General features: G+C 33.0%; 11 protein-coding genes. All 11 read left to right on the top strand.

The annotated features are described in order from the left end of the window. Nucleotides 1–882: 882 nt before the first annotated feature. Nucleotides 883–1971, top strand: coding sequence for a sensor histidine kinase (locus BM296_RS10195; RefSeq protein ID WP_091902889.1), 1089 nt, complete (start codon nt 883–885; stop codon nt 1969–1971). Nucleotides 1972–1973: 2 nt separating this feature from the next. Then, a complete protein-coding gene (locus BM296_RS10190) occupies nt 1974–3299 on the top strand; it encodes a sigma-54-dependent transcriptional regulator (protein ID WP_091902888.1) in 1326 nt (441 codons plus the stop codon). Between the two features lie 256 nt (nt 3300–3555). Next, entirely contained in the window at nt 3556–4002 is a 447-nt protein-coding gene (locus tag BM296_RS10185; protein WP_091902887.1) for a GreA/GreB family elongation factor, read from the top strand. A 17-nt stretch (nt 4003–4019) separates the two neighbouring features. Beyond that, the gene (locus BM296_RS10180; RefSeq protein ID WP_091902886.1) at nt 4020–4379 is read left to right on the top strand and encodes a hypothetical protein; all 360 of its coding nucleotides are present in this window, start codon (nt 4020–4022) and stop codon (nt 4377–4379) included. Between the two features lie 134 nt (nt 4380–4513). After that, nucleotides 4514–5140 carry an MCP four helix bundle domain-containing protein gene (locus tag BM296_RS10175; protein ID WP_091902885.1) on the top strand — a complete coding sequence of 209 codons (627 nt, stop codon included), beginning with the start codon at nt 4514–4516 and terminating at the stop codon, nt 5138–5140. A 247-nt stretch (nt 5141–5387) separates the two neighbouring features. Then, complete coding sequence (locus BM296_RS10170; RefSeq protein ID WP_091902884.1) at nt 5388–6677, top strand: Glu/Leu/Phe/Val family dehydrogenase; 1290 nt, start codon at nt 5388–5390, stop codon at nt 6675–6677. Nucleotides 6678–6852: 175 nt separating this feature from the next. Beyond that, nucleotides 6853–7272 (top strand): GreA/GreB family elongation factor, encoded by a 420-nt coding sequence (locus tag BM296_RS10165; protein WP_027064505.1) that lies wholly within the window; start codon nt 6853–6855, stop codon nt 7270–7272. Continuing rightward, on the top strand, nt 7269–7661 hold the full coding sequence (locus BM296_RS10160; protein ID WP_027064504.1) for a hypothetical protein: 393 nt from the start codon (nt 7269–7271) through the stop codon (nt 7659–7661). Before BM296_RS10165 ends, BM296_RS10160 begins: the two co-directional genes overlap by 4 nt. A gap of 68 nt (nt 7662–7729) precedes the next feature. After that, nucleotides 7730–8578, top strand: coding sequence for a universal stress protein (locus BM296_RS10155; RefSeq protein ID WP_027064503.1), 849 nt, complete (start codon nt 7730–7732; stop codon nt 8576–8578). A gap of 76 nt (nt 8579–8654) precedes the next feature. Next, nucleotides 8655–9908 (top strand): mechanosensitive ion channel family protein, encoded by a 1254-nt coding sequence (locus BM296_RS10150; RefSeq protein WP_027064502.1) that lies wholly within the window; start codon nt 8655–8657, stop codon nt 9906–9908. 534 nt (nt 9909–10442) lie between these two features. Then, on the top strand, nt 10443–10976 hold the full coding sequence (locus tag BM296_RS10145) for a DUF4303 domain-containing protein (RefSeq protein WP_177214943.1): 534 nt from the start codon (nt 10443–10445) through the stop codon (nt 10974–10976). Nucleotides 10977–11035 lie beyond the last annotated feature (59 nt).

Raw genomic sequence — 11035 nt, 5'->3', positions numbered from 1 at the left:
TTGACGAGGAGCGAGATGGTTTTAATCATTTTGAGTTAGCCTATAGTGGTCTTATTTACGAGATATTATTATCTGAGTTTTAAAATTTTATATTTTCTTTAAATAAAGACCTCGTTTTATTACTGAAAAGGGTGAATGCACAAAATCAAAGAAAGAATTTAAAGGACTTAAAAAGTGCATTTTACATTCCGATGAAGATTTTCTAAAGGTGAATGGTATAAATGTATCGTTGAACGGTATCATTTTTATAACATCCATTTGCATTTGAATACCAAAATTCTCTGCACAAACTCTTTTTTTTAAAGTTTGATTATTCCTACAATCAATAACATAATCCATAAATTTGAGTTAGTTCAGTTTTTTTAAAGTAGTCTAAGGACTACATATAACTAGGTATTTTTCCTAAATATATAGTGGGTATTTAGCTATAATAAAATATTGTTGTCAATTACATAAGATTGTATGAGAAAGCTAACTATTTGTATGTCTAAATAAAAAAAGACTGCATTTTATCGATAAACTATAATATATCAATAGATTACATATTATCAATTTTAGAAGAATATCTAAGAAATCAGTTAATATATTTTCAGCTTTAGTACTTGCAACTAAATACAATCGTATAAACTGACTAAAAAACAAAAAACAAATTCCTACAAATATTGAATAAGATTTTACTTACTAAGTAATTACTTATAAAAAGGTATATTAAATAGATTTTACCTACTATATAATTATCCCGGAATATTTTGAGATTATAAAACCACCATCTTGTATTCTTGTTTTATATTTTAAGGATGTCAAATGGATTTGAATATTCATTATTTCCGTTCTTACCAAATATTGCTGACCTTTATATATCGCAATTGAAATGCAATAGATATGACATCAGTTGAAGCTAAATTAAAGGAGCGCGTTAAAGAATTAACCTGTCTTTATGAAGTAACATCTATAATAGTTAATTCTGATTATGGGCAGTTAGAAACTTCTTTAGAAGCTATTGTATATTGTCTGAAAAGAGCTTGGCAACATGAAAAAGTTACTGAAGCATTTTTAACCGTTGGTGAGTACCATGTACAGACAGACGACTATAAAACCAACATGGTTTCTTTGAAAACTAATATTAAAGTTTTTAATAAAATAGAAGGTGAAGTAATTGTAGGTTATCCTTCTAATAAATACACCATAGATGACTTTTTAATTGAGGAGCAGACTTTATTGAACAACGTAGCCTTGGCTATTGGCAATCTTATGGAACGTAAGCAGATTAGAGAAAGTGAAGCCATTACTAGAAGACAGATGGAACGTACCGATCGTTTACACATTCTTGGTGAAATTACAGCTGGTATTGCCCATGAACTCAATACTCCCCTTGCAAACATTCTTGGTTTTGCAGAATTACTTTCAGAAAAAATAAAAGATAAAGAGACCGTTAGAGATTTAGAAAAGATAATGGACAGTGCTATATTTAGCCGCGAAATCGTAAAAAAACTAATGTTTTTTGCTTGTGAAATGCCACAAGAAATGAAGACCGTAAAATTAATACCTATTGTCACCAATGTTATAAAACTGTTAGAACCTTCTTTACGTTCAAAGAATTTAAAACTGACAAAAAGCTTTGATAATGAAGACATTGAATTAAGAGCAGATACGGTACAAATGACACAAGTAATGTTCAACCTTATTATGAATGCTATCTATTATTCTCCACAGGGTGCATCTATTGGTGTACATGTGTTAGAAAGCAACAGTCATATTACCATAGAAATTTTAGATGAAGGAAAAGGTATACCGTCAGAGTTAGATGACAAAGTATTTGAACCCTTTTTTACTACCAAACCAATTGGCGAGGGTTCTGGTTTAGGGCTAAGTGTGGTGCATGGTATAATTACCAGCCATAAAGGAAAAATGGAGCACAAAAGGAATACACCAAAAGGGACTATATTTACTGTCGATTTTCCTAAATTGTAATTATGGAGCTGCGTAAAGAAAACATTCTTATTGTTGATGACGACATTGATATTCTTGAGCTTTTACAAAGGCACTTACAATCAATGGACTACCATACCTATAAAGCTGTTTCTGTAAAAGAGGCGTTGTTTATACTAAAAGATACATTTATAGATTTACTCATTACCGATATACAAATGCCCGAAATAGATGGGCTACAGTTATTGAAATTCGCTAACGAACATTACCCAGAAATTCCTAAACTAGTGGTTACCGGTTACCCCTCTATTGAAGGTACCTTAGAAGTTATCAAATCTGGCGCCACAGATTATCTTACAAAACCGTTTACAAAATCTGAGCTTAAAGAAGCTATAGACAAGGCACTTTCGCAGAATATCACAAGAAAAAAGAGTAAAAGCAACACTATAAGATCAACATCTAATATCTATTCAGATATGGTGGGAGAATCTACTGCTTTTCGTAAAGTAACCAACATTATTGATAGGGTTAAGGATAACAAAGCAACAGTTATTGTAACTGGGGAAAGTGGTACCGGTAAAGAATTGGTTGCCCGTGCCATACATTATTCCGGGAAGTTTTCTAGAGAACCATTTATAGCGGTCAATTGTGCCGCCATACCAGAAAATTTGCAAGAGGCAGAACTCTTTGGGTATATGAAAGGTGCCTTTACCGGCGCAAATGAAAATAGAAACGGATTCTTTCAAGCAGCAAAAGGAGGAACCTTATTTTTAGATGAGATTGGAACAGCCTCACTTGCCGTACAAACAAAATTGTTACGCGCACTACAAGAAAAAGAGATTACAAGAGTAGGTTCGCAAAAAGTAGAAAAAGTTGACATTAGAATTATAGCGGCTACCAATGCAGATTTAAGGGAAGAAATTAAAAACAATACGTTTAGAGAAGACCTTTATTATAGGTTAACCGTAGTTGAAATTAATGTACCACCACTAAGAGAACGTAAATCTGACATTTCTTTATTAGCCGAAAAATTCATTCGTAAATATGGTATTGAATTCAAGGACAGATTGTTACGTATATCTCCAGAAGCACTTCAAATATTAGAAAGATACAATTGGCCCGGAAATATTAGAGAGCTTGAAAACGTAATACAACGTGCCGTCATCATGTCTGACGGTACTATAGATGTAAAAGACCTACCGGATGTTTTAAAATATCAAATTGATTTTCCAAATAACGAGCTACGTCCACTACGTGAAATGGAGAAAGAATATGTACAACGTGTATTAAACCATACCAATGGCAATAAAACTAAAGCTGCAGAAATTCTTCAAATAGACCGCAAGACCTTGCGTGAAAAACTAAAATAATATCGGGTATATTTTCCTCAACCGAGGAATAACTACCCAATTAAATTTACTCTGTAATTTTTTATTTAATTGTTAATCACTGAATATCAGTGAATTAAAATATATGGCACGCTACTATAAAGTAACGGGCATATCAATTGCTATATACATCTCGCAAAAGACAACTACTTCTAAAAGCACAACATACGGTCTTGAAATTCAATTCAAACGATGTGTAAACCAGATGTAGTACGTGGAACCTTTTAAATAGTAGCAGATGAAGTATGGTAGTCTTGTTTTTGAAACAAATGAATTCTTTATAATTAAAAAATATCAAGAAATGAATTACACAATTGAAGATTATGCGCACAAAAACGTGTTAGATGTTCTTACCCAGAACATGACCACTGCCTTGTGTTTAAACGAAGTTGATATCCCTTTTGATATCATAACCATGTACTCTACTATTAAAGTAAGCAGCGCCTTTGGTATTCGCCAAACATTTCAGGTAGTACCACCAAATGAAGTTGATCTTAAAGAGAACAAAATATCTGTTATCAGCAGTTTAGGTGCATCTGTTATTGGGCGTGCCCAAGGAGATAGAATTTCTTATGGCTTACCTGGTGATACCGTGTCTTTAGTAATTGAAAAAGTAAAGCAACCAAAAACAGCCAACAAAACTACTGCCAAAGGAGGAATGACCAAAGAAGTGAAAATTCATTAATTATAAATTATTCAGTTATGATCAAATACGCAATAGCCCTATTATTTTCAGTAAGTATAATGAACGCTCAAGACACCGCTATTACACCAACAAGTGTAGATGTAGGCGATGTTTTTGAAATAGGTAAACCAGAAACGAACAAATACAAACATATAGACTTTCCGCGTGAAAATTTCATTATTAAACGTGGTGGAATTGCCAATTATAGGCAGGCTCATGGAGAGAAAGTAGTAGTTACCGCTGTAAAGGAAAAAAAGGACGGTACTACACAAATTAAAATTAAGCGAAATGATGGTGGTCGTTTTTTTAACAGTCACACTGTTGTAACTGCAGACTTTAAAGAAGCCATTGATTCAGGTGAATTACAAGCTTTATAATTTTTTTTTAGTTGGTTGATGTAATCCACTTGGCTTCTATAAATAAGTTGGCTGATTTATTAAGAAATAACCAGGTGGATTTCTCTCAAATTGAAGATGAATGAACAATTAAAGTTTAATTAAAAAAAGAACCCATGTTTAATAAACAACAAACTCCACAAAGAATTAATGCCGGTTTTATTCTGGCAATAGCATTCTTATTGGTGTTAGGGTCTAATAGATTAAACAAAAGACACTTTCATACGTTACAAAGCACGGTAAATTCAGTGTATAAAGACAGGGTGTTGGTTCAAGATTACATCTATCAGCTTAATAACATTTTTCAAACAAAAAAACTTCGCTTTATAACCGAAGATAATTTTACCCCAGTAGCAAATGAAAATGAGAAAGTTGAAAAAATCTTACTTGATTTTGCTTCTACAGAACTAACTACAGACGAATTCAACACACTTAATGAGTTAAATCTGCAATTTGAAAAGCTCAAGAAATCAGAAAATAAGGTTTTGCATTCAAAAGAAAATCTTAGAAATGGTGTAGCTATTTTATCAGAACAAATTCTTCAAAAGATAGATGAAAATTTAGATGTGTTGGCTAGAATACAGATTCAAGAAAGTGAGCAAATGACGCAACTTTCAAACAAATCTTTAGAAACGAACATCCTCTTGTCTAAACTTGAGTTGGCTTTTTTAATAGTGATCGGAATTGCCTTGTTGGCGTTAATTTTTTATCCCATGAAAACAAAACAACCTGTTTTGGAGTAGGGGAATATTTTAACTGAACTTTTTAAGAACATCATAATTTAAGTGCAATGAAAAATTATATGCGGAGCATATGCTCTACCTGTACGCACACGCCACATTGTTCATTAACAAGAAACAAAAGTTCAATTGTTTCATGCAGTGAATATGTGCATGTTTTGGACATTACAAATAAACCTACCATGATCATTTCAAATGAAATGACAAGTACTGAAGAATTTAATAACGAATTAGTCTTAAATCTATAATAATGATAGCAAAAGTAGCATCTAAAAAAGCGCCTAAACAAGGCATGCTAGAAAATGTTATGCGACAGTTTGATAATGCCGCAGACATCATTGAACTGAACACCAATATTAGAAAAATTCTTGAGGTGACCAATAATGAAATCGTTGTTCATTTTCCTGTTCGTATGGACAATGGCGAAGTAGAAATTTTCACCGGTTACCGTGTACAGCATAACAATTCTTTAGGGCCATATAAAGGTGGCCTTCGTTATCACCCAACGGTTGATATTGATGCTGCAAAAGCATTGGCAATGTGGATGACTTGGAAAACCTCGTTGGCAGGTTTGCCCTACGGTGGTGCAAAAGGTGGAATACAGTTAGACCCTAACAAATATTCAGATTCTGAACTAGAGCGTATTACCAGAAGATTCACATATGCATTGGGTGATAATATTGGTCCAGAATTAGATATTCCTGCACCAGATGTAAACACCAATCCGCAAACTATGGCTTGGATTTTAGATACTTACATGTCTACCAAATCGCCTGCAGAACGTTCTACAAATATGCACGTAGTAACTGGTAAACCTATTGGTGCCGGTGGTTCTAAAGGTAGAGATAGGGCAACAGGTTTTGGTGTATTCCTTACCATTAAATTTTGGGCAGAAAGTAATAATGTAGACTTGAAGGACAAAAAATTCATTGTTCAAGGTTTTGGTAATGTTGGGTATTGGGCCGCTTATTTCTTAGTAAACGAAGGCGCTATTTTAACGGCGGTACAAGATGCCTACGGTAGTATTGTAAATGAAGAAGGTATAAATGTTGATGAGTTACTTAACTATACAAAAGGCAATAAAGGAAGCATATTAGGCTATGCAAAAGCACGCACACTAGACAATGCCGACTTCTTTTCGTTAGACTGTGATATCTGTATACCAGCAGCTTTAGGAAATCAAATTACCGCTAAAAATGCCAGTAAAATTAAGGCATATTTAATAGCTGAAGGTGCTAACGGACCAACAGATGTAGATGCAGAAGAAATTCTATTGAAAAAAGGTATAGATATCATTCCAGATATTTTATGCAACTCTGGTGGGGTTATCGGTAGTTATTTTGAGTGGCTACAAAATCGTAACGGTGAAATTTGGTCGCTAGAAGAAGTAATGGAAAAGCTAGAAAAGAAAATGCGAGAGTCTTTTACAACAGTTCTAGAAACATCAAAAAAGAGAAATGTAGATATGCGTACCGCAGCATTTGTAATTGCCATTGAGCGTTTAGAAGAGGCATATGTACAACGTGGTATTTTTCCATGATATATTATAAATGATTCATTTATAGAAAGGGGCTTAAAAGGTATGTACAACATACTACCGCATAAAGTGTAGTCAGTATATTTTGAAACCAAACTAACTAACGCTATTGGCTACATACATATGGAGGTATAATATACCTTTTAATCACCCCTTATTACAATTAAAAAATTAGACAATGAAGTACGGGAATCTGGTTATAGAGAAAAAAGAATATGTAGTACTGAAAAGATTAATGAATCTGTCCGGGTACTATAAAGATGATACGCTACGTAAATCTGTTCAAAAAATAGTAGGAGAATTAGAGACTGCAATTATTCGTGATGAATCTGAAATGTATGAAGATGTTATAAGGTTCAACACAACGGTTACAATAATATCAGAGAACGGGTGGCACAAGAAATTTAAATTGGTAATGCCTACTGATAGCGATATTAAAAATGATAAAATATCTATTCTGACGCCTATGGGAGCAGCAGTAATGGGCTATAGCGAAGGCGATTCGGTAGTATGGGAGTTTCCTTCTGGAGAACAAAAACTAACCATTGAAAAAGTAGAACAAGAGAATGCACCTATAAACTTGAACATGGTATTATGATCGCATCTAAACATTTTTATCCTCATGAATCTGACAAAAGAATTATGATGAAGAAAGACAGGCTAGAAATAAATAATTGGACAGACGAACTAGAGTTTTTAAATAAGGAGCTAGACTTCTATTTAGATATTGAAGATATCATGATACGAAACTCAAAACTGTACCAAGAGTTACATGGTACGCGTAGAGAAAACGCTTTAATGTTGGCATCCTTATACAGATACGACAATAGCGTTGGTAAGGCTATAGAATGCGATACCGTAGAATGTGATGCCTACTACCTAAACCATCACGAGAAAAAAAGAGACACCTATTTGTCTCATATTACTAATTACAGAAATCTAAAACTGAAAATTTTATCGCAAATACTATTAAATGCAAAGAGTTAAGTGAAAACAAATTGAACTAAGAATCGCCTTAAAACAACCAATAAACAAAGGGCTAAAACTAAACCATCATGGAAAAGAGAATATTATTGCCTACAGATTTTTCAAAAAATTCTTGGAATGCTATTAAGTATGCCATTAAACTTTTTGAAGGAAAACAGTGTGAATTTTACATTCTACATACGTATGCTAAAGAAACCCATGGTCTAGACAGTTTAACCCTATTAGATCCAGACGAAGCATTTAATAAAATGTCTGAAATTAAATCTAAAGAAGGTTTAGGCGATATTCTAATAAAGCTATCTAAACTAGAGAATAATACAAACCATTGCTTTCATGTAGTTTCTGAATCTACCCTGTTATTGGATGCCGTTAAGTATCTGAATAAAAAATTACATTTCGATATGATTGTTATGGGTGCCAAAGGCATTAATAACAAGAAAGGAGAATCTTATGGAAAACACACTTTAGAAATATTAAAGTCGATTAGAAAATGTCCAATTTTGGTAGTTCCTTCCAATGTAGATTTTAACCACCCAAAAGAGATTGTACTGACTACAGATTTTAATGCCGACATTAAAATATCTGAAATAACAAACTTGGTTGAAATAGCAAAACTTAGCAATGCCAGCATTCAAGTTTTGAGCATAACACAACCTAGCAAATTAAGCTTTTTTCAGAAAAGAAATAAGGTTGTTATACGTAAGCAATTAAAAGAGGTAGACCATAATTTTAATACCTTACGCAATGTTAAAATGGGTATTGCGCTAAGTTGTTTTGTATCTATTAGAAATTCTAATATGATCAGTTATATAGATAAAAAACCCTCTTTATGGCAGCGTCTTGGTCTTGGCAAACTAAACCTTAATAAATTGGGCTATTATGCAGATGTACCCGTATTGGCGTTGCATAGTAAATAAGCTATTTACACGACCCAACTCCCCTTCTAGCTAATGCATATATTGTACCTTTGCATACGAAAAAAGAATATGCAAAATGAAGGATGATTTTCACAGAATACTATATAATTACCTTGTTGAAGCAGGACTTAACGAAACTTCTGCTTCGTATTTAAATCTTACCATTTTATTAGTAATTGCACTAGTATTAGCGTGGTTCTTAGATTTAATTATTTGGAAGGTTTTACGTTCTGTCTCCCTTAGATTAGCACGCAAGTCTAAAACCAATTTTGACAATTTTTTAGTAGCTAATAGAGTGCCTAGATATCTCGCACACATTCTACCATTAAGTATATTGGTAGAACTTGTGCCCTTTGGCTTTATTGGCTTTGAATATGCGGCCGTTATAGCATTAAAGTTCTTACATGTACTTTTTGTGGTACTCACGCTTTACGTGGTTAAAAGTGTATTTAAAAGTATAAACGATTATTTAAAGACCAAGCCAAGGTTTAGAGATAAACCCATGGGCAGTTACATACAGGTCTTTATGATCTTTGCTTGGGTACTGGGTATTTTTACCATTTTCGCTATTATAACAGAAATTCAGGTTTGGAAATTTTTCACCGCTCTTGGTGCAGGTTCTGCCGTAATACTTTTAATCTTCAAAGATTCTATTCTAGGTTTAGTTGCCAGTATTCAAGTCAGTATCAATGATATGGTACGTATTGGAGATTGGATCAGTTTTGACAAATTTGGTGCAGATGGTGATGTTATTGAAATATCATTGGCAACAGTTAAAGTACAGAATTTTGATAAGACAATTACCACAATACCTACCTATGCCTTAATTTCAGATTCGTTCAAGAACTGGCGAGGTATGCAAGAAGCTGGCGGAAGACGTATTAAACGTGCTTTGATCATTAGTCAAAAAAGCATTCGTTTTCTATCTGATGCAGATGTAGAAGAATTTCAAAAAATACAACTGATTCAGCCCTACTTAACAACACGTAGCGAACAGATAAATACTTACAACACCAGTAATAATATAAATAAAGACCTGGCTATTAATGGTAGAAATTTGACGAATATTGGAGTTTTTAGAAAATACGTAAACGATTATCTTCAAAACCATTCTGCAGTAAATAAAGGAATGACATTAATGGTGCGCCAATTACCGCCAACACCACAGGGAATTCCCTTAGAAATTTATGCATTTAGCTCAGACAAACGATGGGAAAATTATGAGTATGTAATGGCAGATATTTTTGATCATTTAATTGCTGCCCTACCCTATTTTCATTTGCAGGTTTATGAAATTCCAGTTCCGGAAAGTGTCATTGCACAAGGGTAATTTTACAATTACCATTTACCATAACCCATTTTTGGTTTTAGATGGAAATTGTATCTTTCTTATCTAAAAATGATTCTACATAGTTGTGTCTAAGCAGTTATTTAATTATACCAAGAAAAATAAATGGGAGTATCATTTATTAGAAGTACGGATAAGTGGTGGATTGATATTAAGAATGATGCAAAACTATCTGATGAAACCATTCTTGGCCTCCCTATTATGAAATATCCAAAGAACAAATCACACATTTTTTTCTAGGAATTGATTCTACTTCATACACCCTTCAAAAAAGAGATAATATATTAATTTTAGAAGGTTTAAGAACGGACTTAATTGGCTATCAGAAACAATGGCGAATATTAAACATTTCAGATACAATTATGACAATTGAAAGAGCCTCTAGCGAGTTTGACTTTAATTATATTGAAAAAATCGACACCGTAAGGCTAATTAAAAAACAATAGTTAAGAACAATCGCAATATTAAAAATATAATTGACGGTTATTTGTGACCATTATGTATAATTCAAAAACTATGAATACAAATTTTAATTTTGAAGAATTAAAAAGCAAAATTGAAAGTGCAACTAGAAAAATTTTCAAAGAAAATAGTAAGAAATATGGTTCTGACATATGCTCATTTTCATTGATTAGTGATGATGGCGCCATGACTGTAGTACCTTTTACCAATACAAAAAGTCATTTAAAAGAACTACAGTTAGAAGACCCCACATATAAAGATACTTACGAGTTTGAACCTGCAGAATGGTTTACATCTGATGGAGCTAACACTGAGTTTAATGACATTTGTAAAATGGTATCTGATGAAGTAGATAATGACGACTTAGATTTTGAAGCTTTTAGAAATACCTTGTTTGAAACCTGTGTTCAAGTATTAGAAAAACTACGGACAGAGCATTTTTTTAGAAATGAGTTAGGTAAAGATCTCTTAGTTCTATTTAGCATTTCTGACACAAGTGAGCCTAAAGAAAATTTAATACAATGGGGAAAACGACTTAATTCTGAAGCTATAGGAAATCGTTTTGAGGATTATTTAATCAATGAATAATAAAACTAATCTGTCGCTTAAATGCAATTTTAATATTCCTTGTATATTGCTATAGATAG

The organism is Maribacter stanieri, assembly GCF_900112245.1.
In the GTDB taxonomy this organism is placed as follows: Bacteria; Bacteroidota; Bacteroidia; order Flavobacteriales; family Flavobacteriaceae; genus Maribacter; species Maribacter stanieri.
This window is presented reverse-complemented; position numbering and strand designations above follow the sequence as displayed.

What these genes read in the sequence shown, in the direction of transcription:
- BM296_RS10185 (WP_091902887.1), top strand. Translation starts at nt 3,556, where the DNA reads ATGAAGTATGGTAGTCTTGTTTTTGAAACAAATGAATTCTTTATAATT.
- BM296_RS10195 (WP_091902889.1), top strand. Translation starts at nt 883, where the DNA reads ATGACATCAGTTGAAGCTAAATTAAAGGAGCGCGTTAAAGAATTAACC.
- BM296_RS10190 (WP_091902888.1), top strand. Translation starts at nt 1,974, where the DNA reads ATGGAGCTGCGTAAAGAAAACATTCTTATTGTTGATGACGACATTGAT.
- BM296_RS10150 (WP_027064502.1), top strand. Translation starts at nt 8,655, where the DNA reads ATGAAGGATGATTTTCACAGAATACTATATAATTACCTTGTTGAAGCA.
- BM296_RS10155 (WP_027064503.1), top strand. Translation starts at nt 7,730, where the DNA reads ATGGAAAAGAGAATATTATTGCCTACAGATTTTTCAAAAAATTCTTGG.
- BM296_RS10180 (WP_091902886.1), top strand. Translation starts at nt 4,020, where the DNA reads ATGATCAAATACGCAATAGCCCTATTATTTTCAGTAAGTATAATGAAC.
- BM296_RS10145 (WP_177214943.1), top strand. Translation starts at nt 10,443, where the DNA reads ATGAATACAAATTTTAATTTTGAAGAATTAAAAAGCAAAATTGAAAGT.
- BM296_RS10170 (WP_091902884.1), top strand. Translation starts at nt 5,388, where the DNA reads ATGATAGCAAAAGTAGCATCTAAAAAAGCGCCTAAACAAGGCATGCTA.
- BM296_RS10165 (WP_027064505.1), top strand. Translation starts at nt 6,853, where the DNA reads ATGAAGTACGGGAATCTGGTTATAGAGAAAAAAGAATATGTAGTACTG.
- BM296_RS10175 (WP_091902885.1), top strand. Translation starts at nt 4,514, where the DNA reads ATGTTTAATAAACAACAAACTCCACAAAGAATTAATGCCGGTTTTATT.
- BM296_RS10160 (WP_027064504.1), top strand. Translation starts at nt 7,269, where the DNA reads ATGATCGCATCTAAACATTTTTATCCTCATGAATCTGACAAAAGAATT.